At 43.8% G+C, this 26,450-nt stretch carries 17 protein-coding genes and 2 pseudogenes; 9 read left to right on the top strand and 10 right to left on the bottom strand.

Translation table 11 applies throughout. The annotated features are described in order from the left end of the window. Both H6G03_RS11230 and H6G03_RS38775 read right to left on the bottom strand, forming a co-directional pair. Nucleotides 1-336, bottom strand: a 336-nt coding sequence (locus H6G03_RS11230) for a cupin domain-containing protein (protein ID WP_190464455.1), incomplete at its 3' end; no start/stop codon positions are given. 156 nt (nt 337-492) lie between these two features. Then, nucleotides 493-3,996: an ATP-binding protein gene (locus H6G03_RS38775; protein WP_255512215.1), complete on the bottom strand. Its 3,504-nt coding sequence runs from the start codon at nt 3,994-3,996 to the stop codon at nt 493-495. A gap of 408 nt (nt 3,997-4,404) precedes the next feature. Here H6G03_RS38775 and H6G03_RS11220 point away from each other — a divergent pair, with 408 nt between their 5' ends. Continuing rightward, nucleotides 4,405-5,550 carry a sulfate ABC transporter substrate-binding protein gene (locus H6G03_RS11220; protein WP_190464454.1) on the top strand — a complete coding sequence of 382 codons (1,146 nt, stop codon included), beginning with the start codon at nt 4,405-4,407 and terminating at the stop codon, nt 5,548-5,550. A 116-nt stretch (nt 5,551-5,666) separates the two neighbouring features. Here H6G03_RS11220 and H6G03_RS11215 read toward each other — a convergent pair whose 3' ends face one another. Then, complete coding sequence (locus tag H6G03_RS11215) at nt 5,667-7,133, bottom strand: MFS transporter (RefSeq protein ID WP_190464453.1); 1,467 nt, start codon at nt 7,131-7,133, stop codon at nt 5,667-5,669. 144 nt (nt 7,134-7,277) lie between these two features. Next, entirely contained in the window at nt 7,278-8,207 is a 930-nt protein-coding gene (locus H6G03_RS11210) for a LysR family transcriptional regulator (RefSeq protein WP_190464452.1), read from the bottom strand. Between the two features lie 127 nt (nt 8,208-8,334). On the opposite strand from H6G03_RS11210, the gene H6G03_RS11205 reads away from it, so the two are divergent. The 3 genes and pseudogenes from H6G03_RS11205 to H6G03_RS11195 all read left to right on the top strand — a co-directional run bounded on the left by H6G03_RS11205 (nt 8,335) and on the right by H6G03_RS11195 (nt 13,207). Next, complete coding sequence (locus tag H6G03_RS11205) at nt 8,335-9,054, top strand: DJ-1/PfpI family protein (RefSeq protein WP_199315251.1); 720 nt, start codon at nt 8,335-8,337, stop codon at nt 9,052-9,054. Then, nucleotides 9,018-9,701: pseudogene (locus H6G03_RS11200) on the top strand (NADPH-dependent F420 reductase); the annotation flags it as partial. The gene H6G03_RS11205 and the pseudogene H6G03_RS11200, both read left to right, overlap by 37 nt. Nucleotides 9,702-10,063: 362 nt before the next feature. Next, entirely contained in the window at nt 10,064-13,207 is a 3,144-nt protein-coding gene (locus H6G03_RS11195; RefSeq protein ID WP_190464450.1) for an MFS transporter, read from the top strand. A 148-nt stretch (nt 13,208-13,355) separates the two neighbouring features. Here the strand turns inward: H6G03_RS11195 and H6G03_RS11190 are convergent, their stop codons facing one another. Both H6G03_RS11190 and H6G03_RS11185 read right to left on the bottom strand, forming a co-directional pair. Continuing rightward, on the bottom strand, nt 13,356-13,679 hold the full coding sequence (locus H6G03_RS11190) for a hypothetical protein (protein ID WP_190464449.1): 324 nt from the start codon (nt 13,677-13,679) through the stop codon (nt 13,356-13,358). Nucleotides 13,680-13,722: 43 nt separating this feature from the next. After that, nucleotides 13,723-14,100 (bottom strand): hypothetical protein, encoded by a 378-nt coding sequence (locus H6G03_RS11185; RefSeq protein ID WP_190464448.1) that lies wholly within the window; start codon nt 14,098-14,100, stop codon nt 13,723-13,725. 532 nt (nt 14,101-14,632) lie between these two features. Between H6G03_RS11185 and H6G03_RS11180 the strand changes: the two genes are divergently transcribed. Further along, nucleotides 14,633-16,495 carry a 5'-nucleotidase C-terminal domain-containing protein gene (locus H6G03_RS11180; protein WP_322111896.1) on the top strand — a complete coding sequence of 621 codons (1,863 nt, stop codon included), beginning with the start codon at nt 14,633-14,635 and terminating at the stop codon, nt 16,493-16,495. Nucleotides 16,496-16,553: 58 nt separating this feature from the next. On the opposite strand, the gene H6G03_RS11175 is transcribed toward H6G03_RS11180, so the two are convergent. Continuing rightward, nucleotides 16,554-16,769, bottom strand: coding sequence for a DUF4327 family protein (locus H6G03_RS11175; protein WP_322111895.1), 216 nt, complete (start codon nt 16,767-16,769; stop codon nt 16,554-16,556). Between the two features lie 185 nt (nt 16,770-16,954). On the opposite strand from H6G03_RS11175, the gene H6G03_RS11170 reads away from it, so the two are divergent. Both H6G03_RS11170 and H6G03_RS11165 read left to right on the top strand, forming a co-directional pair. Further along, on the top strand, nt 16,955-18,304 hold the full coding sequence (locus tag H6G03_RS11170; RefSeq protein WP_304609069.1) for an arsenic transporter: 1,350 nt from the start codon (nt 16,955-16,957) through the stop codon (nt 18,302-18,304). Nucleotides 18,305-18,486: 182 nt separating this feature from the next. Further along, complete coding sequence (locus H6G03_RS11165) at nt 18,487-20,418, top strand: ATP-binding protein (protein ID WP_242060375.1); 1,932 nt, start codon at nt 18,487-18,489, stop codon at nt 20,416-20,418. Nucleotides 20,419-20,578: 160 nt separating this feature from the next. Here the strand turns inward: H6G03_RS11165 and H6G03_RS11160 are convergent, their stop codons facing one another. Next, nucleotides 20,579-20,821, bottom strand: coding sequence for a DUF7219 family protein (locus H6G03_RS11160; RefSeq protein ID WP_190464446.1), 243 nt, complete (start codon nt 20,819-20,821; stop codon nt 20,579-20,581). A gap of 613 nt (nt 20,822-21,434) precedes the next feature. Next, a complete protein-coding gene (locus tag H6G03_RS11155; protein WP_190464445.1) occupies nt 21,435-21,683 on the bottom strand; it encodes a con-10 family general stress protein in 249 nt (82 codons plus the stop codon). Between the two features lie 738 nt (nt 21,684-22,421). On the opposite strand from H6G03_RS11155, the gene H6G03_RS11150 reads away from it, so the two are divergent. Further along, nucleotides 22,422-23,597 (top strand): PAS domain S-box protein, encoded by a 1,176-nt coding sequence (locus H6G03_RS11150; RefSeq protein ID WP_190464444.1) that lies wholly within the window; start codon nt 22,422-22,424, stop codon nt 23,595-23,597. Here H6G03_RS11150 and H6G03_RS37930 read toward each other — a convergent pair. Then, nucleotides 23,592-24,019, bottom strand: a pseudogene (locus H6G03_RS37930) (zinc ribbon domain-containing protein); the annotation flags it as partial. The gene H6G03_RS11150 and the pseudogene H6G03_RS37930 overlap by 6 nt on opposite strands. Before the next feature lie 488 nt (nt 24,020-24,507). Between H6G03_RS37930 and H6G03_RS11140 the strand changes: the two are divergent. After that, entirely contained in the window at nt 24,508-26,400 is a 1,893-nt protein-coding gene (locus H6G03_RS11140) for a PAS domain-containing sensor histidine kinase (RefSeq protein ID WP_190464442.1), read from the top strand. Nucleotides 26,401-26,450: the final 50 nt, after the last annotated feature.

Here is a 26,450-nt window from a genome sequence, read left to right as displayed (position 1 = left end):
TCCCGCATCGGCTGGCGACACGACTGAAATAAAAACCAATGGTTCATCGCCGTTGTTTAATACTCCGTGTACGCATCCGGTATGAGCGACTACCACATCTCCTGCAACGATCGGCTTTGTCGTTCCTGCTTTATCTAAATAATATTCTCCTTGACCGCTCAAAACAGTCCAGGTATCTTGTCCGTTAGGATGGATGTGCGGGAGAATTTGCTGACCTGGCTTGATGTACCAAGCGACAATGACGGCATCCTGGGATTCCGTGACGATCGATCGAATAGGTTCTCCGTCAGTCGGTTGCAGAAATTTAGAACTGTTGAATATCCTTGTCATACTCATCTTTATTCTTTATCGCCATTGCGAATCCACTGCACCAGCAAAAACAATGCTGTTTCCGGAAGTTATCGAAAATGCCATTGTCTCGCCGATCGCCATAATTGTTCTGTATAATATGCTGCTTTTGAGGAATAAAAATTTCATCGATCGCAACATCAACTAAATCGGAATCTGAATCGTAAATTCTGTTCCCTCTCCAGGCGCAGAAACACAAGTCAGCTTACCTCCATGTTTTTCTTCCACAATCTGACGGGAAATAGACAACCCCAAACCAGTCCCCTTACCCACTTCTTTGGTCGTGAATAAGTGGTCAAATACCCGCGTTTTTACCTCTTCTGGCATTCCACAGCCATTATCTTTGATGCGAATAGCGACAGCAGCTTCTTCTAAAACTTCAGTCTGAATAATAATCTTATTGGGATTAGCTGCAATTTCAGCAAAAGTACGGCCTTGATTTGCTTCTTCAAGCGCATCGATCGCATTGGCAATTATATTCATAAACACCTGGTTGAGTTGACCGGGATAGCACTCGACTAATAAGGGCAAATTCGCGTATTCTTTGATCACTTCAATCTCCGGTCTGCTAGTGTTAGCTTTGAGTTTATGCTTCAAAATCATTAATGTGCTGTTGAGACCTTCATTGATATTGAATGGCACTTTTGATGTGCTATCAGCCCGCGAAAATGTTCTTAAAGACGTGCTAATTTGGCGGATGCGATCGGTTCCCTCTTTCATAGATAAAACCATTGTTGGCAAGTCTTCTATTAGATAATCTAGCTCGATATTTTCAATTATTTGAGCTATTTCTCCCCCAGGATCGGGAAAATTGTCGCGATATAATTTAAGTACATCAATTAAATCTTTTATATAGTTTTCTGCATAAGTTAAGTTGCCGTCAATAAACGCAAGGGGATTATTAATTTCATGGGCAATACCTGCGATTAATTGACCGATGACTGCCATTTTCTCATTTTGGATTAATTGTAGCTGCATTTGCTGAATTTGTTGTAAATATTGTTGCAATTGCATTGCCCGTTCGCGCTCTCGCCTTTCTGATTCCTGCAATTCAAAATAAAGGCGAGAATTTTCTAAAAAGATACTAGATTGGGTACAATGAGTTTTTATCCTTGCGAACAATTCATCTTTGGCAATCGGTTTAGTTAGGTAATCATTGGCTCCAGCTTCTAAACCAACTACTAGATCGGCAACTCTATCTTTAGCAGTTAATAATAGCACCGGTAATTCATTAGGTTGCCAGGTTTCGCGAATTTTCCGAGTTACTTCATAGCCAGTCATGCGCGGCATCATTACATCGAGCAAAATTAAATCAGGTTTGGTACTGCTTGACAAAATTGCTAATGCTTCTATCCCAGAAGCTGCCTCAATAATTTCATATCCATATAAAGATAAATGGTTAACCAACACCTGACGATTTACAGGTTCATCATCCACAACTAAGATTTTGTAAGGTGTACCTTCATAATTATTTATTTGGACTCGATCGATAATTTCTTGTGCGTTATAGGTACTTAATTTTTCTGAATCATTCACAGAAAATAAAGAGTCATAAATCCCAGATGAAGCTAACTGATATTTTCTGGCTATTTCCAACCCGCGACTTTCAACATCTGCGGCTTGACTAACTGGTAAGGTAAAGATAAATCGCGAACCTCGATCGAGGACAGACTCAACCCAAATCTTACCGCTATGTAATTCTATTAGTTGTTTGGTAATCGCCAAACCCAAACCTGTACCACCGTAAATTCGCGCTGTTGAACCATCTGCTTGTTCAAAAGATTCAAAGACGCGCTCTAATTTATCTTCTGGAATGCCAATACCTGTATCGGATATAGTAACTTGAATTTCGCCGCTGGCATTACTAACTACTTGAGCCGATATATTCACACTACCGCTATGAGTAAATTTAATCGCATTACCGATGAGGTTATGGAAGATTTGCTGAAGGCGATTTTCATCACCCAAGACTAAAGGTAAATCTGCGCTAATATCATTGATTAATTGTAAATCTTTTTGATTGAGTAAAGGTTGGCTGAGAGTAACTACGAGGTCTACAATTTCTCGCAATGCCACTGGCTTAAGTTGCAGTTCGATCGTTTGGTGCCTCAGTTTAGAAAAATCCAGAATATCGTTGACTAAATTAGCCAATCTCCGACCGCTACTGGCAATCATAACTAGATTAGAAATTGTGGCGGGTGGTAGCTTACCCGTTGCTCCCTCAATCAAAGATTCGGCAATCCCAATTATGCCGTTTAAGGGTGTCCGCAGTTCGTGGGAAGTATTAGCTAAAAATTCATCTTTTAATTTATCAGTTCTTTGGAGCGCTTCTTGTGCTTGTTTCAGTCTCGCTTCACGAGCATAAACTTCCGCAGCCATTGAGTTAAATGAATGCGCTAATCTCCCTAATTCATCCTCTCGTGCGGTATCGAGTTGAATATTGAAATCTCCAACTGCCACCTGTTCGGTAGCTGCCATTAATTTATGTAAAGGAGTAGCGATCTGTTGTTTGATTACAAACAATAATATGCCTATTTCAACTAGCAAGGAAATTCCACCTAAAATTAGGACGAATCGGGCATTATCGAATGCTACTCCTGCTAAAATTGATTTGGGAAAAACTGTGATAAAGTACCAGTTAGGGCCATTTATTTTAGTAACTGCTAGATACTCCTGGGTCTTAGTATTATCAATTACTATCTGCCCCGGCTTTAAGTTTTTCACTAATTCATAAATGCGGATTAGGTCTGAGTCTCCCGATTGCATTATATCAAATTTACCTTTTTTATTTTTGATTTCATCCATCTTTTTGGGATGAGCAATTAGGAGACCGTCTTCTCTGAAGATTAGATTATAAGTACCGGGAAGGCTGTCTTTTAAAGTGCGATCGAGCAATTCATTCAAAATGATATCATTTCCAATAGTCGCGATTTGTCGATCGCCTATATCAACAGGTGTCTCGCAAGAAATAATCCAATCTCTAGCAACTTTATCGTAATAAAGCCCCGTGCAAACCGTCTGACGGGAGGGATTATGTTGGCGATCGGCAATCCAAAAATATTCTTCATCGGGTATATATAAATCGGATTTAGCATTTTCCGCCCAAGGGACTTCTGGCCAATACATAACTACTATATTCTCAGGCGCGTTAATGTAGGTATTTTGAAATCGACCGCGCCACGCTGGCCCATAAGACATAACTAAGTTATAAAAAGTCATGACGCGCTGACGAATTTCCGAATTGAGTTGAACGTTTTTCCCTATATAAACTCCTGCTTGACGGCTGCGATCGAACCCTTCTGGTTTATTTCTAATTACACCATCTTTTGATGGTTGGAAAAGTACCTCAAATTCATCTTTGACATCTTTATTTGCCTGTTCGTCTAGCTTGCGCCTCAATTCTTGCTCTAAGACAAAATGACTATCTTCTACTAAGCTAAAAATATTACTTTCTCTTTGACCCCTCTCGACGATATATTTTTCTAGCTGTCGGCTGGTTTGACTTTCTAATGTTGACATTAAATGTACATAACTGAGGGCTGTCGAACCAATAATTACTAAAGCAATTCTCACAGCCATTTTGCTTAAGGTTTCGCGGGTAATTGAACCCTTGATTTTAGGATAAATTTTTAGGCTTAACAGGGACATTATTTTTCTCTTTTGCAATTTGAAAGGGTAAATTTTAGCCACTTACTGCGTAAGTAACTCCCAAGTAATATGAACTAGACAAGTTAAGCTGTAGAGATGTTTATTAAAACGTCTCTACACCCGGTTTTTGAACGGAAAGCCAAAGGTTCCACGTTTCGTTATTGCCAGTAAAAAAACGTGATGAACCTGGTGGAAGATCTGAGTTCGTACCACTATGTAATATAATATACGGTATTCCGATCGGTTAACAGTAGTTTAACAAAAAAATTTACTTATGGAGTGACAAATAGCTGACAACACCTAGCAGTTAATGCTTTTAGATCGCACAGTCATAGGGTGAGCAAAGCCGCACCCTACAAAGAGTTTTGCATTCATGCTTAAAGTCAACCAATCTCAAGGAGTTTTTTGATGAGATATCCTCAAGTGCCGATCGCTAATCTTAGGTCTAAATTAGGGCCATTTGGCCAACGTTACAAAAATTACATTTTCCTTCTGTTAGTAACGATTAGTCTCAGTTTGAGTCTCTCGATCCGTGCCTGTGGTAAAGAAAATATTTTGCCAACCTCATCTCCTGTAGCGCAAATACAATCGATCGCGCAGAAACGCAAACCGATCGAACTAAGTTTAGTTTCGTTCTCCATCACCAAAGCAGCTTACACAGAAATAGTACCTTTATTCAAAGAAAAATGGCGGCGCGAACATAACCAAGAAGTAAAATTTCGTTTAAGTTTTGCCGCCTCTAGCACGCAAGCAAAAGCGGTGATTAATGGATTGCCAGCAGATGTAGTGCATTTAGCATTAGCACTGGATACAAACAAAATTCAAAAAGCAGGTTTGATTAAACCAGGTTGGGAAAAAAGAGTACCGAATAATGGGATTGTCACTCAGACGGTAGGAGCAATTGTTACTCGTGCGGACAATCCCAAACGAGTTTATACTTGGTTGGATTTAGCTAAACCGGGAGTGAGTGTAATTACAGCAGATCCAAAAACATCTGGAATTGCAAGGTGGAATTTCCTAGCTTTCTGGGGCGCTGTCACGCAAACAGGAGGTACTGAGACAGAAGCTTTAGATTTCGTCACGAAAGTTTTTCAGAATGTCAAGATATTAGCAACAGATGCTAGAGAAGCGACAGATTTGTTTTTGCGACAGCAAGAGGGGGATGTTTTGATTAACTATGAAAATGAGTTGATTGTAGCCAAGCGGGAAGGTTTGGCAAAAGATACCGTTGTTGTCATTCCCGATATCAATATTTCCATCGATAATCCGATTGCTGTAGTTGATAAATATGTCGATCGAAGGGGTAGCCGGGAAGTCGCCGAAGCTTTTGTCAAATTTCTTTATACTCCGGAAGCACAACGAGCTTTCGCCCAAGTCGGATTTCGTCCTTTAGATTTTCAAATAGCGCCAGAGTTGTCGGGTAAATTTCCGAGGGTGACTAAATTGTTTACGGCTGAGGCATTCGGGGGATGGAATGCAATTCAAGAGAAATTTTTTAAGGATGAGGGATTGTTCGATCGCATCCAAGCAAAAATTCGGGCTAAACGCTTATAATAGCAAATCCGACTTCGCACACTCAGTTAATTTGCCTCTTCTTTTGACTTTTGACTTTTGATTTTTGATTTTTGACTTTTGACTTTTGACTTTTGACTTTTGACTTTTGACTTTCCCTATTCCCTAGCTACAGATCGCCACCACAGAAAAAGCCCTACAATTGTGGCAGCGATCGCAATTCCTAGCGCAAACTCAAAAGTAACGTCTACCCCTTCAACCAATGCTTCTACAGGTGCATTTGTGACATCAATTTTAGCAGCAGTATTAGCCCTAGAAATCGTCGAAGTTGAAAACAAAGTCCCCAGTAACGCCACACCTGTTGTTAAGCCTAATGTCCGCCAGAAAGACAACAAACCCGAAGCTATACCTAACTGTTCCCGCTTCACCGTTCCCATCACGGCGCTACTATTGGAAGCATAAAACGTTCCCAATCCCATCTGCACCGGTACAAGCCTGACAATAAAGCCCAAATCGGTCGATTTGTCGTCCAAAGTGCTAGTCGCCCAGCACCCCAATATAAGTAACAACAGCGCCACTGTGACGATCGTATGCTCTCCGAATCGATCGGACATAGTGCCGGCAATGAATGAAGCTAACACCGATGATAACGGCAAAACTGTCAGCAATAACCCCGCCTGCAAGGGAGAATATTGCTTAACCAACTCCAGAAAGAAAGGTACGATCAAATCCATCGCGGCGATGATAATATAAACCATCCAAACTAGCAATAAACTAAAGCTGAATTCGAGAGAGCGAAACATCCCCAAATCGAGCATCGGCTCTTGAATTCGAGATTCTACCGCCAAAAAACAAATTAAACCGATCGCCGCCACAGCCAGCAAAATTTGCTCTGTGCGATCGCCTAAGCCAAAACTTTGTATTCTTGTCATTCCCAAAGCAAAGCAAGTCAATGTTAGCGTCATTAAAAATACGCCAATCCAATCTAGTTTTTGTTTGATATTTATGCTAGAGAAAGACGGGACAAATAGGGCAACTATTAAACTCGCAATCATGCCGATCGGCACATTTACCAAAAAGATTAAACGCCAGTTCCCCAGCGCGAGCAAAAGTCCTCCGATCGCCGGTCCCAGAGCAATTCCCAAAGTGAATACCCCGTTAAGAATTCCCAGCGCCCATCCCCGTTCCTGTTGGGGAAATGCTTCCGTTACGATCGCTACTGGCAACGCCGATATAAACACAGCACCGAGTCCTTGTAAAGCCCGAAAAGCGATTAAAAATTCTACCGTCGGTGCAAGTCCGCACAGCAAGCAACCGATGGTGAACATGATTACTCCGCCTAAGTACAACCACTTCTTGTTGTACATATCGCCCAATCGCGCTGCACCCAGCACCATAACTGTCAGCATCAGCACATAACTTAAGAGCGTCCATTGAATAGTCGCAAAGTTGGTATCGAGCGCTTTTACCATTACGGGAAGTGCAATATTGACCAGGTATAGCTGCAAGCCAAACATGAACCAACCAATTCCCGCACCCAGCATCGCTCCCCATTTTCCAGACGCACTGGGGGTTTGAGCCAGTTCGTTAGATTCTTTGTCCGGGCTTTGTAAGATTTCCACCATTTCTCTGATTTCAAAAAGCGATTACTGGAATTTTATTGTTTTGTATTTTATTGACATTTTGATATTTTAGCAACAATTAATTTGTGTGCTAAACACACCCTACAGTTAAAGAAAATTTTGCGATCCCCATAAATACAGTAGAGCCTACTGGACTGGCGCTCTAGCTTCCTCAACCAGTTTACCCATATCTGCGAAAATTTTCCGCAGCCATACACTCGCGGGATTATTTTCATTGCTCATATGCCAGCGAATATATACAGAAAAGCCTTGCATTCCTAAAGGTAAAGCCAAAATTTTTAAGTTCTCGACTTCTGTAAACTTTCTCGCTACTCGTTGTGCCAGCGTAGCAATCAAATCGGTTTGAGCCAAGATAAACGGTGCGATCGTAAAGTGAGGAATAGAAATGGCGATATGACGTTTGAGATTTTTTGAAGCTAAAACCTCATCTACTCGACCGATCATATCTTCTTTAATAGATACAAGCAAATGATTTGCCGCAACATATTGTTCTAGAGAAAGAGAGTCTCCAATCAAAGGATGGTTGCGGCGACAGACACAAACATAGTTTTCCTGAAACAGAAACTGTTGGGAGTGCCATTTTACCTGTTCTGGGAACAATCCGCAGATCAGATCCAGTTCGCCGCTATCAAGTAAAGATAGCAGTTTTTGGCGATCGCCCGACCTGACTCTCATCCTCACCCTCGGTGCAACAGCCTGTAATTTTTGCATCAATAACGGAAGCAGGACAAATTCTGTGTAATCTGACATCCCAATTGCAAATACAATCTCGCTAGTTGCTGGGTCAAAACTATCCTCGCACAACAGTGCCGTTTCAATCTGCTGCAAAGCGGGTTGAATTTGTTTGGCAAGTTCCAGCGCTTTAGGAGTCGGTTGCAGTCCCGTCGCACTTCTGACAAACAACTCATCGCCAAGCAAACTCCGCAAGCGTGCTAAAGCATTACTTGTTGCAGGTTGACTCAAGTTTAGTCGTTCTCCCGCACGGGTAACGTGTCGTTCGGTCATCAAAGCATCGAAGACAACGAGAAGATTCAGGTCAATGCCAGCAAGATTCATGTTATGAATAATACTTATACAAATTATCTATTAGACAAATAATTGTAGCCGTTCCATAATGATCGGTAAAAGAATCTAACGATTCTTTACATTTCGCGGCAATGCTACAGCACTAGGAAAAAGACTAATGAGCGCAGATAAATTAAAGCGAATTCTGATGATAGTTGCCAACCCTTCTGTTTCCACAACTTTGGGATGGCCAGTAGGTTTTTGGGCAGCAGAATTGATTCATCCCTACGACAGTTTTGTCAAAGCAGGTTGCCAAGTGACGATCGCCAGTCCGAAAGGCGGTAAAGTCGAATTTGATAGCCTGAGTGACCCTCGCGATGCACAAGGCTACTCAAAAGATGATACGCTTTCCCTTGAATACATTAATAAGCCGGAATTCATGGAATTGTTGGAGAACACACCTGCGATCGCAAACCTCAACCCCAATGATTTTGATGCGATCGTAGTCTGTGGCGGTCAATCTCCCATGTTTACCTTCCGACCGGATAAAGAATTAGCAAATTTGTTTGTAAAATTCTATGAGTCGGGCAAACCAAGCGCCGCTCTCTGTCACGGAACTTGCTTGCTTTTGGAAACGAAGTTATCGAGTGGAGATTATATTATCAAAAGCAAAACTATAACAGGTTTTGCTAACAGCGAGGAAGACTACGCCGATAAGGCAATCGGTCAACAAGTGATGCCTTTTCGCATCGAGGATGAAGCTCAAAAACTGGGGGCAAACTTTCTGACCAAAGCAGCCTTTTCTCCCTATGCCGTTCGCGACGGCAATCTCATTACCGGACAACAACAAAATTCCGGTCACGCAACAGCCAAACTTGTCTTAGAAGTGTTGGGGTGAATTCAATGAACATTGCTTTTATTGGTGTAGGAAATGTGGGCGCACCGCTTGCCGATCGCTTACAAAAATTAGGCCACAATGTTAGTATTGCCGCCCGCGATCCTAACTCGCCATCTATTCGCGATGTCATGACGCGCAATGCCGATCTAATTGTACAGTCTCCTCCAGAAGCGATCGCATCTGCGGAAGTCGTATTTCTAGCCGTACCCTTTGCAGCCATTGAACCTGCTCTTACCAGTTTGGGAGCAGCACTCGATGGTAAAGTGTTAGTTGATTGTACCAATCCTGTAGGAGCAAATCTTTCCCACGGACTGGAAAGCAAGATTTCAGGAAGCGAGAAAGTACAGGAACTCGTACCGAACGCTCGCGTCGTCAAAGCATTTACAATCTACGGCTTTGAAAACTTTGAAGATAGCTTCTATCCAGGCTACGGAGATATTAAACCTGCGATGTTGATAGCCGGAAATGACTTGGCTGCCAAAGAAACCGTTGCCGAACTTTGCCGTCAGTTAGGCTGGGAACCTGTTGATACAGGCAATCTCTCAATGAGCCTGCATTTGGAACATCTGACCTTGCTTTGGATTAAAATGGCACGAGTTCAGGGACGCGGATCGGGATTTGTTTGGGCAATGCTGCAAAGGGGTTAGGGCGTCGGGCGTGGAAAAGAGGGAGTGGGGGAGTGGGGGAGTGGGGGAGTGGGAAGAAATTCTTAATTTTGACTTTTGACTTTTGACTTTTGACTTTTAATTTTTAACTTTTGACTTTTAACTTTTAACTTTTAACTTTTGGCTTTTGACTTTTAATTTTTGATTCTCTACTACAGAAGAGGTAGAAGCTCTTAGATAAGCCTATCCCTCGTCAGATATGGATTTCAGACTTAGGAGGGATGTTCTTGACCCTCAGATCCGGCGATTCTAAGCCATAGAACATTAGTTTTGCCGAAATATAGAGTTTATACTCTCGGAATCTTTATCTCGGCGGGAAAATAAGATTGGATGAGGAAAATACTATGTTTGATATTGCCAGATTAACGCTGGGATTGTACAGCCAGCCATTCTGGATAGCTCAGGTTACTCCAAACGATCGAGCCGTTACCACACCAGCAGAAGCAGCAGGACTGCTTTCTGGCCCACAATTTTTCGTAGTCTTGATTGCTGGAATAGTACTGGCTTTTGCTTTTCAATTGCTGCTGACAAACCTCTCAGTTGCCGCCGGAATTTCATACATCGGACGAAGATCCGACGATGATGATGATAGCGACGATCAAAGTAGCTTCGGCGGCACAATCCGTAAAGTTGGCAAAGCCGTCGGCATCTGGACTCTGGTTACTGTGACGATCGCTTTATTCTTTGCTTGTTTCCTAGCAGTCAATCTCAGCCTCCTCAGCCCTCTCAATGCGGGTTTGGGCGCTATTCTGGGTTTGGTAATCTGGGGCGCGTATTTCTCCCTACTCGTTTGGGTAAGTTCGACAACAGTCGGTTCCTTAATCGGTTCGGTGATTAACACGGCGACTTCCGGTTTTCAAGCGATTTTGGGAACCGCAACCGCCGCCTTGGGTGCTAAAGCAGCCAGTCAACAGGTAGTTGCTACCGCCGAAGCCGCAGCCGCCGCAGTCGGTCGGCAATTAGGTGCAGCGATCGACCCCACATCTGTACGGGAAACATTAGAAGATTATTTACAGACCCTGCGTCCGCCAGAATTAGATGTGCAAGGCGTCAGAAAGGAATTTGAAAAGCTGCTGAATAACCCTCAATTGAAAGCGATCGCACCCAACAACCTTCGCGATATCAATCGTCAAACATTTGTAGACTTGGTAAGTAACAACACCAATCTCTCCAAACGCGACGCCAATCGAATCGCAGACGCCCTACAAGACACTTGGAATCAAGCAGTCAATCACACCCAAGGACGAGATGTGATGGGCGAATTGCTCGATTATCTCAAATCAGCACAAGCTAAAGAGTTGCGATCGCCAGAACTCAACTCCAAACTCGACCAATTGATCGCAGAAATGCGCTCCTCGCGCCAAGCAACTCAAGAACAAACAGAGAAAACTCCCGGTTTGATGGGACAAGCGCGGCAAATGGCGATGACCGCAATTACCGGAGTACTTCTCGGCAGAAGCGATCTTTCCGATTTGGATATTCAAACTATCTTAAATCGACTGCAAGGTTTGCGAGAGCAACTAACATCTGGAGCAGATAAGCTAAGTTCTCAGGTGAAAGAGAATATCCCAGCTTTACCCGGCACTCCCAATACGATTAGATTGGATGTAGAAAACTACCTGCTCAATTCTTATCCCTGGCACTTTAACCGGGAAACTATTAAGCACGAATTCAGACAGGTAATTTACGACCCCGATGCCGATCCGGCAACTGTTCGCCGTCAACTGGAACAAATCAAGCGATCGGATTTTGTAGATTTGCTTCAGTCGCGGGGTTTGTTTACCCAAGATGAACTCAATCAAATTGCCGATCGCTTAGAAGAAGTTCGGCAAGAAGTTCTCGCTAGCGTTCAGTATCGGGAGAAGGAAGAAAGAACTCTGGATCTCCGCACGCGAGTAGAAAATTATCTGCGCGATACTCGTTACGAAGATTTGAATTCAGATGCGATTAAACGCGATTTCAAAGCAATTCTCTCAGACTCCGATGCCAGTTATGAAGAGTTGCGCGATCGCTACTCTCAATTTGACCGCGCCGCTTTCTTGCAAATCCTCGGTCAGCGTCCAGAAATAACGCCGGAAGAAAGAGATAGAATTATCGGCGATTTGGAACAAACTCGCGATCGTGCGATCGTGGAAGCCAAAGGTCTGCAAGACCGCGCCAAAGCGGAAGCAGAAGCATTGTGGTTGAATTTGGAATCGTACTTGCGTAACACTGGCAAGGAAGAACTCAATCCCGATGGTATTAAGCGGGATCTGGCTACCTTGTTGAACAATCCCACGGCGGGAACTTACCTGATCCGCGCACGCCTGTCTCGCTTCGATCGCGATACTTTGGTGAAACTGCTCAGTCAGCGCCAAGATTTGAGCGAAGACCAAGTAAATCAAATTATCGATCGCGTCCAATCAACTTGGAATAACGTTTTCCACGCACCGCAAGTTGTGGTTGACAAAACCAAAGAGCAGTACGATCGCGTTACGACCGCGATTAGCGATTACCTGCGGAACACCGGTAAGGAAGAACTCAATCCCGAAGGAATCTCTCGCGATTTAGCCAGACTGTTCAATAATCCTAAAGAAGGTAGTTTGGCTTTACGCTCACGTCTATCTCAGGTCGATCGCGATACCCTGGTGAAGTTGCTCAGTCAACGCCAAGACCTCAGCGAAGAACAGGTCAATCAAATTATCGATCGCGTACAGGATACGATTCGCAGCATCGTGAAAGCGCCTCGCCGCTTCGCGCAACGGACTACAGCCACTGTGCGGGATTTCCAAGCTACTTTGGAAGATTACCTGCGTAATACCGGTAAAGATGCTCTCAATCCAGAAGGTATTAAGCGCGATTTGTCTCTGGTGTTGCACGACCCCCGTACAGGGATGGAGAGTTTGGGCGATCGCCTCGCTCGCATCGACCGCGATACGGTGATATCCTTGCTGTCTCAGCGTCCGGATATTTCTCCAGAGGAAGCCGCTCAAATTGTAGATCGAGTCCTCGCCGTGCGCGATCGGTTTGTGGAACAAGTGCGGAGCGTTCAACGCCAAATTCAAGATGCGATCGACAGCGTTTTTGCCCAAATCCGCAATTACCTCAATTCTCTCGATCGGCCCGAACTCAACTATGATGGCATTAAACGCGATGTTCGTCAGTTGTTTGACGACCCGCAAGCCGGTTTTGACGCTCTGCGCTATCGTTTGAGTCAGTTCAACCGCGATACGCTGGTAGCGATTTTGAGTTCCCGCGAGGATATCTCTGAAGCTGACGCCAATCGCTTGATCGACCAAATCGAAGGCGCTCGCAACAACGTACTGCAACGCGCAGAACGCATTCAGCAAGAAGCGCAGCGACGGGTGGAAGATGTGAAGCGCCAAGCCGCCAAACAAGCCGAAGAAACCCGCAAAGCGGCTGAAAGTGCTTCTTGGTGGTTATTTGGCACCGCGCTTACTTCTGCCGTGGCTTCGGCAATTGCCGGTGCGATCGCTGTAGGCTTGTAAAATTCAACAAATTTTCTCCGCTAACCTCAGATGTAAGCCTCTCCTGCGATACAAGGGAGAGGCTTTTTTTGGTCAGTCGTCATTCTTTCGTGACAATTCCCCGACTTCTATTTGTTCAATCCGCTTAAATCAACAGACAATTAATAATTTAAGGACTACTATTTTCAATATTTTTTTTCTTTAATGGGCTAATTGTTTCAGACAGCGCTCTAAGGATGCTAGCAAAACGGTCGTAGTCTAAGTAAGTTACCATTTGTTCGGATGTTAAAACTTTTTGTAGAGAGTTCCAGTCATCTATAAGAGAACCTACAGATATATCAGGAGTTACGTCAAAGTTGTCCCACACATCGCTATTAATAATCCAATAATAGTCCGTTTCCACATCTATAAAATCAATTTTGTCATCTTTTATTCTTTGAATTAACCGCTTAAAAAATTGCTCCATTTCATCTACTGATATCTGAATTGTCATGGTATTAACCCCCTCTTAAATAATCTAACCCGGTCTTAGTAACCTAAAGTGAAATATTTTTTTCCGCCCACATTCCATCTAATAGCTCTATCTCCACCCATTTACCATCAATCAGTTTCTCTAATTTTCCCCATTGCGGTGTTCCTGTATTTCGACCTATTACTCGAACTGGTGCAATCCAGTCTTGTTGACAGTTTGGTAGGGGGTCGGGAATCACTTTCCAGTCATCCTTAGAAATTCCGTATTCTTGTTCGCAAGATTCTTCTGCATCCTGCCAATTTTGGTAAAAAATATCACCAATTGCAAAACCATCATTGAGTGATGTGCGTGGAAAAGCATATACACCTTCATCAAGTTCAGGTTCGTAAAGAATGACTTGCTCGATCTCTGGATGGTTCTTAGACTCTGCTACTTTCCTCATAGTGCTGACCTGTGTAACTTATCTTCAAATGTCGGATTTTCCGTACTTAGTGTACCAAATGATTAGTTTTTTCGTGTCCTAACTCTTACTTAGCTGGGATTTCAAGGCGATTGTCCCTTCAGAAGCAAGTTGTCATAGGTAAACTAAGGTATAAATAATCTGAAAACCTTACTTAGCAAAGCCTAGAGGACAAATTTAACTTAAGTTAGCACACCTTTGTACGGAAGAACCCGATTTTTTTAGGCAATAGATGCGTAATGACATGATACGATCGACCCTACAACCTGAAAAATAAGTAGTAACTTGCGTTAATCGACAATACGGGCTGATTACCTTTTGAATTGCAGTGAAGATCCCCAAACTACTATATAGCTTTCAAACCCTCACCAGAAGAGGTTTTAGGCTGGCTAGACATCTTGTTATCGTTTTTACTTTATTTACCTGCACCTATTTACTAGCTGGAGTCTTCGAGAGCGCTTTCCCACACTACTTCGCAATCCAATCCGATCGATCTCAAGATCGGGCGGTAGCAGTGAGTGCGATTCCTGGCAGTTTCGTGCTACAGTTGTTGCACGCTTCTGATTTTGAAGCGGGAATTCCCGCTTTAGACGATGCTCCCAGGTTTTCGTCGGTTCTCAACGCACTGCGATCGCAATTTCCCAACCAAACATTAACTTTATCTTCAGGGGACAATTATATTCCCGGCCCCTTTTTGGCTGCTAGCAGCGACCCCAGTCTCAAATCGCTTTTGGGTAGGGAAGATATAGGGCGCGGCGATATTACAATACTCAATGCTATGGGTTTCCAAGCCAGCGTTTTCGGAAACCACGAATTTGACCAAGGTACTAGACAGGTAAGAACTTTAATTGTCAAAGATAAAGCATATCCCGGTACGTCGTTTCCCTATCTCAGTGCTAATTTGAATTTTGCTACGGATAGCAGTCTGCGGGATTTGGTAGTACAGGATAATCAAGCAGCCAGCACTATCCCTAATAGTATTGCCAAAAGTGTTGTAATTACAGTTGGGGCGGAAAGATTCGGTGTTGTTGGTGCGACAACGCCCATGTTGCGTAGTATTTCTACAACTGGAGATGTGGGAGTTTTCCCGCCAAATTCGGCGGATTTAGATGCTTTAGCTGCGATTATTCAAGCATCAGTTGATGCCCTCATTGCACAAGGAATTAACAAAATAATTCTGCTGGCTCATATGCAGCAGTTGGATATTGAAGTAAATTTAGCTGGGCGTTTGCGGGGTGTGGATATAATTGTGGCGGGGGGTTCTCACACGCTGTTATGCGATCGCACCGATCGCCTGCGCGTTGGCGATACTTCTAAAGGCGTTTATCCCATCCTCAGAACATCCGCTAGCGGCGAACCGATCGCGATCGTCAATACAACCAGTAACTATAAATATGTTGGTCGTTTGGTTGCCGAATTCGACCCTCAAGGACGTATAGTTCCGGGAAGTATAGATCCCAATATTAGCGGCGCTTACGCTGCTGACGATCGAGGAGTAATTGCAACTGGGAATTTTCCTCCCGATCCGAAAGTGGTACAAGTCACCCAAGCGTTGCGACAAGTTATTAATACCAAAGATGCCAATACTTTTGGATTGACTAATGTTTACCTCAACGGTGAAAGAAACTCGGTTCGCACAGAAGAAACAAATTTGGGCAACCTGACTGCTGATGCGAACTTATCTGCGGCTCGCAAAATTGACTCTTCTGTGGTAATTTCGCTCAAAAATGGCGGCGGTATTCGGGAATCGATCGGTGCAATTGTTGGTTCTGGCGGTAACGATCCAAATGCAGGTAAAAAAATTCCTCCTGTTGCCAATCCCAGTGTAGGCAAAAAAGCTGGTGAAATTTCCCAATTGGATATTGAAAATAGTTTGCGGTTTCATAACCAACTCACTTTGCTGACAGTAACCGCACAACAGTTGCAGCAAGTAATCGAACACGGCGTCGCAGATACCGCACCGGGACGCACGCCGGGACGTTTCCCGCAGGTGGGAGGAATGGCTTTTACTTTTAATCCAAATTTACCAGCCGGAAGTCGAGTTATCTCTTTAAATGTTAGAGATCGCAACGACAATATTATCGATACCGTTGTTCAGAACGGTCAACTTGTCGGCAATCCCAATCGCACTTTCCGAATCGTGACGTTAAAGTTTTTGGCAGGTGGTGGCGATCGCTATCCGTTCCCCAAATTTCCGGCAACTAATTCTTTAGATACAGGGATTGGGGAACAAAAAGCTTTACAAGATTATTTAGCTGAAAATTTTGCCAGCAATCCTTACAACATTCCGGATGTTAGTGCGGCGGAAGATAGGCGGATTCGCAATTTGGCAGTACCTATTCCCGCAACCAGTCAGTCAGGCAATACGCCTTTTTGATAATTAAGGCGGAGTCAATCCAAAATCCAAAATCGGGTGACTTTTGACTTTGTTTATTTTATCCTTCCCAGCCAATCAAATCGCCAATACAATCCCTGAGCAGAAAGTTGCTTTTTTCTAACTCTTGCTCAATTCGACACCATTCCCAAGCAGACATATGTTTCCAAAGCGTATAAATGCGTTGCTCCCGACTGACAATACCTTCATGCACGAGTTGATATACTTGAGCTTGAATGACAGTTAAGGAGTACTGGGTAGATTTTATTTTATGCACCGAATATGGCTCCTTACCTAGCGGGATAATGTTGAATAGTATACCTCCCTAAAAATAATTTGTCGGTTGTTAATATCACTCTTTGGGTTTACATTCTTCTCTACCTTTAGATAGAAGAAGCTATATATATCTGAATTAACGTTCCCTTAAACTAGGCTGGCAGTACGTAACTGACTTGTAAAAATATGCTTTTGATGACAATACCGATAGATATCAGTGTCGCACCGAAGGCGATCGCAATCTTCATTTTCACTCTCACCCTTGTCATCTGGCAGCCGCGAGGATTGGGTATCGGCTTTAGCGCCGTGGGAGGAGCTATTTTGGCTCTCGCTACAGGTGTGGTTAGCTGGAAAGATATTCCAGAAGTTTGGCAAATTGTTTGGAACGCCACCTTCACCCTAGTAGCTTTAATCGTGATTTCCCTAATTTTGGATGAAGCTGGTTTTTTTCGTTGGTTGGCACTTCATGTGGCTCAGTGGGGTAAGGGTAGAGGTAAGTTACTGTACCCGTTGGTGATTCTGCTGGGAGCGGTGGTGACGGCTTTGTTTACCAATGATGGTACTGCTCTAATTCTCAACCCGATTGTGATGGAAATGCTGTTAGTGCTGGGTTTTGGTTTCCAAGCTACCCTTGCCTTCGTGATGGCGACCGGTTTTATCGCTGACGCCACCAGTCTGCCGCTCACGGTGAGCAATTTGGTCAACATTATCTGCGCTGACTATTTCCATATTTCCTTTGGCGAGTACGCCTTGGTGATGGTGCCGGTGAATTTTGTCGCTACTGCTGCGAGTTTGGGGGTTCTCTGGTTATACTTTCATCGCTCTATCCCGTCGCGCTACTCTGTTGCAGAATTGGCATCGCCGGCCAGCGTAATCCGCGATCGCCTCGTGTTTCGTTGCAGTTTTGGCGTGTTGGGGTTGCTTTTGTGCGGTTATTTCCTTGCAGAACCTCTGGGGCTGCCAGTTTGTTTAATTGCCGGTTTGGGTGCTTTGGGACTGCTGGTTTTAGCGGGACGCTGGTGGCAACCGAAAAGCAAAGCGGTAATTCCCATTCGCAAGATTTTGCGCGAAGCACCTTGGCAGGTGGTGGTGTTCAGTTTGGGGATGTATCTGGTGGTGACGGGACTGCGAAATGCGGGTTTAACGGCGATTCTCAGCCACAGTTTGGAGCGATTGTCGGATTGGGGTTTCTCTGTAGCCGCGATCGGTACTGGCTTTATCGCAACTTTATTGTCTGGTGTGATGAATAATCTGCCTACAGTTTTGATTAACGCGATCGCTATTCAAGATGCTGCCGATCTCGATCCTCATATTCGACAAGCTATGGTCTACGCGAATGCGATCGGCTGCGATGTTGGCGCAAAGATAACCCCCACCGGTAGTCTATCTACCCTGCTGTGGTTGCACGTTCTCGATCGCAAGGGGTTACGCATCAGCTGGGGAGAGTATGTGAGTATCAGCATAATTCTCACCTTACCCGTTCTTTTTGTGACGCTCCTGAGTTTGGTGCTGTGGCTTCCCTTGGCGAGAGCGTAGAGGGGTTAAGTACTCTGTGACTTACGTCACATCAGTCACTAACGGTAATCACGGGGAATACTGACGTACATCACTAATTAACTGTAAATCTCATCACAAGATACAAGAGATTGCGGTCACTCAACTTATCCTGAAAAAATTCCATACTAGGTGTAATAATTCAGTAGTTTCTCGGATGTGCTATGCAACTGCTGCACAACACCAGTTTTGAACAGGCGGACAATTGGTTATACCAATCTAAAAAAGTGCAAGAAAGTTTAAATGAATACACGATAAATCTGACACCAACCTACCCTAAATTGGTAAAAACAATTCCTCACCAACAGCGGGTAGACGCAAGACGGCGTGAAACCAATATCTCTGTTAGCCAAGCTTTTTATAAGCAGGAAGATCGCGAACAGAAAACCAGTTTGAATGCTAAACTGGCAGAACTAAATTTTTATGAAGAAAGCATTGAATCTAATTGTCCGGCAGAAGAAGCGGTTAAGCTTTTTAAGGCTAACCCTTTGCTTCCCGGTATCATCCTCTCCGAACAAGGTAAGTTTTGTGGGATGATTTCGCGGCGGCGGTTTTTCGAGTATATGAGCCGTCCATATGCTTGCGAGTTATTTTCAAAAAGACCTATTTTTGCACTCTACGGTTTTGTTCAGACTGAAATTTTAATCCTTAATATCAATACGTCGATTGTGGTAGCATCTCGGCAGTCTTTACAGCGATCGCCTGAGTTGCTCTACGAACCGATCGTTGTACAAGACGAACGGGGAATATACAAAATGTTAGACGTACATCAGTTACTCTTGGCTCAGTCGAAAATTCACGACTCTGTAACAGAAGCACTTCGGCAAGCTGAAGTTAAATATCGCAGTATTTTTGAAAATGCTGTGGATGGCATCTTTCAAACAACGCTGGATGGGCGTTACCTCAGCGTTAACCCAGCACTGGCACATATTTACGGTTACGACTCGCCGGAGGAACTAATACAGAGTTACACCGATATCGGACGACAACTTTATGTAGATCCCTATCGGCGGGCTGAGTTTGTTGCTAAGATTGAAAAATACGACTTTATATCCAGATTCGAGTCACAGGTTTATCGCAAAGACGGTAGCATTATCTGGATTTCCGAAAACGCTCGCACAGTTCGAGACGAAAAGGGCAATTTACTTTATTACGAAGGTACTGCGGAAGATATCACCGAGCGCAAACAGGCAGAGGAAGCTTTGCGCCAATCGGAAGCGCGATCGCGCCAACAAGCAGCTGAACTGCAAGCAGCTTTACAGGAACTTCAAAAAACACAAGCTCAATTGATTCAAACTGAAAAAATGTCCAGTTTGGGACAGTTGCTTGCTGGTGTTGCTCACGAAATTAACAACCCGGTTAACTGCATTTACAGCAATCTTCCTCACACCCATCGATATATAGAAGATTTGCTCAATCTCCTCAAGCTCTACGCTAAGCACTATCCCCAACCTCACGAGGAGATCCAAGCTGAGACTGACGCGATCGACTTAGAATTTTTGATGGAAGATTTGCCCAAAATATTGTGTGCTATGCAGCAGGGAGCAGAACGCATTTGCGAAATAGTTTTGTCGCTGCGAAATTTCTCGCGCCTGGATGAAAAGCAAATGAAGCCCGCCGATATTCACCAGGGAATTGATAGCACTCTGCTCATCTTGCAACATCGCCTCAAAGCAAAGGGAGGACATCCAGAAATTCAGGTGATTAAAGAATACGGCGAATTGCCTTTGGTAGAGTGCTATCCCGGACAAATTAACCAGGTATTTATGAATCTGCTTAGCAATGCAATTGATGCTCTGGAAATGGGGACTGGGGAAAATAATCTATTCCCAATACCGACAATTTGGATTAGCACCCAAGTTGTAGGCGATCGCGTCAGAATATGTATTGCCGATAATGGCCCTGGTATGACCCAAGATACCCGCAAGCAGATGTTTGAACCTTTCTTTACCACCAAACCCGTCGGTAAAGGTACGGGTCTCGGTTTATCGATCAGCAGTCAGATTATTGAGGAAAAACACAATGGCAAATTAGAATGTAGTTCTGTACTCGGACAAGGCACAGAGTTTGCGATCGAAATCCCGATTCGTCAGTAGAAGTGAGGGCGTCGGGGTTAGGGGTTAGGGGTTAGGGGTTAGGGGTTAGGGACTAGAGGAAGAGACAAGAGGGAACAGGGAGAGGGAGAGGAGGAAAGGGAGGAATTTTGACTTTTGACTTTTGACTTTTGACTTTTGACTCTCCCACTATAATTCTCAATTAATCTTTATGAACAATCCCCAAGTTGTGCGTAGTATATTTAAATTCTTTCCACAGGTGTTTAATTTGTTCGTATGCCTGTGTGGCAGAAATTTTACCGCCTGTTTCTAATGCAGAGATATAAGAAACTTTTTGAGCTAATTCTTGCAAATTGGCATTATAAAGTAAATGCTCTGGAGTTAACTGGCCACGATAGGAATTTTGTGGATATAAAAAGTTATTTTTATCGAGCGATTCAGTCATTTCTATTACTCCTCTGTTAATTATTTATCGATAAATATCACAACGTCCAGCGGTCTTGATATTTTGTCTTTTGCCTCAAATTGGATAAGTGGAAAAAACCTGGTAATTTCCTCTGCCATAAATAAACAATAAAATTGTTTTTCAGGGCTGAGCGCTCTTTTTGGCGGAGAAACTACCAGGTAAATCATCTTTAGTCCGATTGCTGTCCTTACTAAATAAAATAATCTTTATTGTTTACCCCCCACTTCTTTCGTAAGTATAGTCCCGATGTTAAGTTAGTCTGTGTTTGCTAATACAGCGATCGCCTAAAAAAAACAACCCCGTCTTTCACATCGGGGCTGTCTTTTCTGGCAGGGCATGACTAATGCAGTATGATACAAGTAACCCCCCAGTTTAATTCTTCTTCCTCTTGCCTCCTGCATAGATGTACCCTGCCATAGGCACCGAAGGGAAATTCTTGTCGCGCTGCACTAATCATCTTATTCGATCGCTGCTGCTCAAGCTATCAAGGTTTGAACTTAGCAAATTTTTCGTTATAATTTACAGTCCTATTGCTGCAAGGTATTCGTCTTCGCCTCACCGCCCCTCAGATAAGATCGCATTTGATACCGCATCACTCCGAATCGGTCTTGTCTTTTTGATTTTTGTGGCTGTGTTTTCCGCCTTCGCGACCAATTTCAGCCATATGTTCGCGATCTTTACTGACCGCTTGACCGCCTTTGCGACCGGCTTCTCTAGCTTCTTCGGGTGTAAACTCGTGAGCGGTTCCCTTTTGATGTGCGGCTTGTCCTCCCTTACTGGCGATTTCGCGTTGCTTGTCTTTGTCCATAGAAGCAAATCCGCGCTTGCTTTTCTCCGTCATAGTATTTGTCCTCGCGTTACTAGCTTTTTTAACTAACTATACTTCTACAGACTAAACCTGCTGAGTTTGCCTAATCCTCTGCCTGTAGAAAGAAGCACTAGACGAGCGGGAAAAAATAAGCAAAGGAAGAATTTAACTTTTTTATCCTTCGATATTCTTAGTTATTCATATAGCCATTATTGAACTAATTGAGTTGTCAACCTATATTCTAGGTCGATCCGCACCATATAGTGCAACAAGCCAAGTTAATTCTAACAGCAACTCGCTTTTCTTGAGAAGAGTTGCGTAATCTCCCAAATAATTTTTATCTACAAAATGTAAACGATATATTTTTTGGGTAGGATTAACATCTATCTAAAGATAGATAAAATAAATTTTGGCTTAAATTTAATTATGGCAAATTTAATTGATGTGCTTTAATAGTATAGATTTTTTTAATATTTGAATTTATAAAAATATGCTATAAAATAAAAATATACATATAAACGCAATCATTTATTCGCGCTCGGTCATAGAGTTGGTTGAATGCCACGATAAAGAAAAAAGGCAGAAAAGAGCATCGTTTATTAGGTTTCCGCCTACCCCCTACAGAGGTATACACCGAAAAATAAATACCTGACGACCAAAGAATAATGACTGGGTAATCAAAAATAATCAAAATATCTTTCTTTAGTTAGTATGTAAAAATAAAAAATCCCTGTACCTTTTGTTTATCAGGGAGAGTTTAAAAACTTGCATATGAACGTAGATTTATTTGCCAAGCAGATAGAAGCAATTCACGGTCGCTTATACCAGCTCTACGAAGGAGCTAACGCCACCCCTGCCCCGCAACCGGACTTGCTGCCAAAAGCTTTTAAAGAACTGGGTACGGCCTCGGAAGCACTACAAATAGCAGCAGAGGAACTGTACCAGCAAAATGAAGAGTTGATGGAAGTCAGATCCCAGGTAGAAATAGAACGCCAGCGCTACATGGATCTGTTTGAGTTCGCTCCGGATGCTTACATAGTGACTGATGCACAAGGGAAAATCCGAGAAGCCAACCGCGCCGCCTGCTCAATGCTGAACCTGACACAAAAGTTCTTGATTGGCAAACCCCTGATAGTTTTTATCACTGAGTCAGAACGTTGGGTTTTTCGTTCGGAATTAAACCGAATTCAGCAAAAAGACCGGGTGCAAGAATTGGAAGTGCGAATGCAAGCTCGTGGGGGTGAGCAGTTTGATGCGTCTGTGAAAATAGCTCCCGTCTTGGATGCGGAAGGCAGACCGATCGCCCTGCGTTGGATGCTGCGAGATATCTCAGCACAGAAGCGGAGTCTACAGGCGATCGATCTTTTCGATCTGCATCCGAGCTGCGATCGTCCCGCTCAAGTTTATGCTAAAGGTGAAGTTATTCCCCTCAATTCCCAAACTATTTGGCTAGTATGTCACGGCTTGGTGAAACTGACTACCTTGAGCGAAACCGGCCAAGAAGTATTAGTAGGATTGGCAGGCGAAGAAATGCCTTTTGGTTCCAGCTTAACCTCCCTGCACGCTTACCAAGCCACAGCCTTATCGAAGGAAGTTCGATTAGTGTCTGTTTCCTTGACAGAAATAGCCACCTCCCCAAAACTCGCTCAGACACTTTTATCTAAAATTAACCATCGGCTGCAGCAGACAGAATCTCTTTTAGCCATTTCCGGACAGAGACGAGTCAAAGACCGCTTGTACTATTTTCTGCTGCTGTTGAAACAGGAATTTGGCGAACCAGTCACCGAAGGAACTCGTCTGAGAGTTCGCCTCACTCACGAAGACTTTGCAAATGCTTGCTGCACCACCCGCGTGACGATTACCCGCCTGCTTAGTAGGTTACAGCAACAAAATACTATCTTGTTTGACTCTAAATCTCACATCATCATCAGGAATAGCAATTTATAAACTACCCACTGTGACTGCGTTGAGCAGTGGGTTTTCAGAAGCCCTGAATCATCCCTGTTCAAAGAACAAGAAAGACCCGTGCCACCAGGCGAGTTTATAGTCACCTTACCAAGAATTGCGATGTTGCAACTTCCGTTATAATCTGCATCCCCAGACCATCTGCAATGTCCACATTTAAACCGCTTTCCGTCTCGATAAGATTTACCCTGAATTGGGTGAATGCGAAAGCAGTTATGGCACATCTGGCTAGTGTATCTGGGGTCAACAAATACAATTTTCACGCCTTCTTTTATCGCCTTATAAGTTAGGAATTGCCGTAACTGATAGAACGCCCAACTATTGCCAAGACGCTTATCATCTTTGCTTCTTGGCTTTTGGTTGGTGCGTTCCCTGATTCCGGTTAAATCCTCCAAACTAATGGCCCCCTCCCCACCCTACTGCGTTGAGGCTGGGGACTCTCGCGAATTTGTTGACAAAACTTGCAAGGGCCTGGGTTGCCCCAAGCAGAGTAGGGGTTACAGGCATTTTGGTGGCTCATCTTATCCGTATAAATAAGTAATTTTGGTTTTAGGCTCAGTAATAATACGTAAGTATCTCTCGGCTTGAAAAAGGGCTATGGCGATCGCACCCTAAACCTAAAACATCACGATTATAATTTTTATTAATAAATATTGCTAAATAAGAAAATAAATATTAAAGTTTAAACTAGCTGTAAAAATACAGAATTTCTTAATACAGCTGACGCATTTAATCGGGGGTGCAGCGGGTAAGGGTGCAGGGGAGCTTATCCTCTCCTGTCAATCGATCGTTGAAAAAATTAAATCCTGTTTAAAAACTTTGGTTTTTCTCTGGATTTATAAAAACATAAGCATACGAAGAGTGGATACAACCAAACCAGGTGGATACAACAATGGCAACGGAAGGTAAAGAAAGCGCGATCGTGGAAAACCGATCGCTCAAAGCAGAGCAGAACTTACGGTGCGCCTCTGACAAGTTTTTCGCTCTCTCCCTAGATATGCTTTTCGTCGTGGGTTTAGACGGCTACATCAAACAACTGAACCCAATGTCCGAAAAAACGCTCGGCTTTACAACCAAAGAATTTCTTTCCCTACCGTTGCTGGAATTTGTTCATCCCCAAGACCGGGAATTTACCCTGGCACAATTTGAGAAGCTCGAAAATATAACAGAGACTGTTTCCTTTGAAAATCGCTGTCGGTGCAAAGACGGCTCCTACAAATGGCTGTTGTGGAACGCCACCCTATCTCAGGAGGAACAATTAATTTACCTTGTCGCTAGGGATATCACTGCGAGCAAACAGGAAAAACAAGCTTTGCAGGAAACCGAAGAACGTTACCGCTTGTTAGTTGAAAGCGTCAAAGACTATGCCATATATATGTTAGACCCCCAAGGGCACGTCATCAGCTGGAACCCTGGAGCCGAACGGTTGAAAAGATATCGGGCAGAGGAAATCATCGGCAAGCATTTCTCTTGCTTTTATCTCAGCGAAGATATAAAACAAGGCAAACCCGAACAAGAATTAAGAGTGGCTCAAGCGGAAGGCAGGTATGAAGACGAAGGTTGGCGCGTGCGTAAGGACGGGTCGCGATTTTTGGCTAATGCCGTCGTCACAGCTTTGCGAGGGAAAGATGGACAGCTGCGGGGTTTTGCCAAGGTGACGCGAGACATCACCGAACGCAAGCTAGCGCAAGAGGCGCTCCAACAGGCGAACGACGAATTAGAAAAACGAGTGGAAGAACGAACGGCTGAGCTAACTCAAGCTAATGCCCTTTTGAGACAGGAAATCGACGTTCGCAAGCGTACTGAAGTGGCATTGCGCCAATCAAAAGCACACTTGAAAGAGCAAGCCAAGCAGCTGGAGGAAGCTTTGCACGAACTGCACAGCACCCAAGCGCAACTAATTCAAAAAGAAAAAATGTCTAGCTTGGGGCAATTGGTCGCCGGTATCGCCCACGAAATTAACAATCCAGTCAGTTTTATTTACTGCAATCTAGATTATGCGAATCGCTACGTGCAAGACTTGCTCCACTTGTTACGGCTTTACCAACAAAACTTCCCTCAAAGTACGCCAGAAATTGTGGAAGCAGAGTCAGCGATCGATTTAGATTTCCTCGTAGCCGATATCACTAAATTGTTATCCTCAATGAAGCGGGGAGCTAAGCGCATTCACGAAATTGTTTTATCCTTGCGGAATTTTGCGCGACACGACGAAGCCGAGATGAAATTTGTCAATATTCACGAAGGGATTGACAGCACTCTCAGCTTACTGCAAAACCGCCTAAAAGCAACAGAAGGTTGCCCGCCTATCCAGGTGATTCAAGCTTACGGCGATTTGCCTCTGGTGGAATGCTATCCCGGACTGTTGAATCAAGTATTTATGAATCTGTTCGCCAATGCAATTGATGCTTTGGAAGAGTTAGAACGTAGCAAGGTTGACACTCTCTCACCTTCCCACCCTACCATTATCATTCGCACAGAGGTTGTCGGTCAGCGGGTGAGAATAAGTGTTGCCGATAATGGCCCCGGCATGACAGAAGAAGTGCGCCGACGGTTATACGACCCATTTTTTACCACCAAATCCGTAGGTCAGGGTATAGGTCTTGGTTTGTCGATTTGCTACCAAATTGTTGTGGAAAAACATCGCGGTCAATTGAATTGTATATCCCAGCCTGGGAAGGGTGCGGAATTTGTAATTGAAATACCCGTTTTTGCACGCTCAACGCAGCCGACTTCCTTCCAGTCTAAGACAGAGGTATCTTCTCAGCAACAATTAGCGTTAAATTGAATTGGAGAGTCTTGGCTTCCTTTCCCCTTATCCCTTTCTCCCCCACTCTC

The sequence above is a fragment of the Aerosakkonema funiforme FACHB-1375 genome, from assembly GCF_014696265.1.
Lineage (GTDB): Bacteria > Cyanobacteriota > Cyanobacteriia > Cyanobacteriales > Aerosakkonemataceae > Aerosakkonema > Aerosakkonema funiforme_A.
This window is presented reverse-complemented; position numbering and strand designations above follow the sequence as displayed.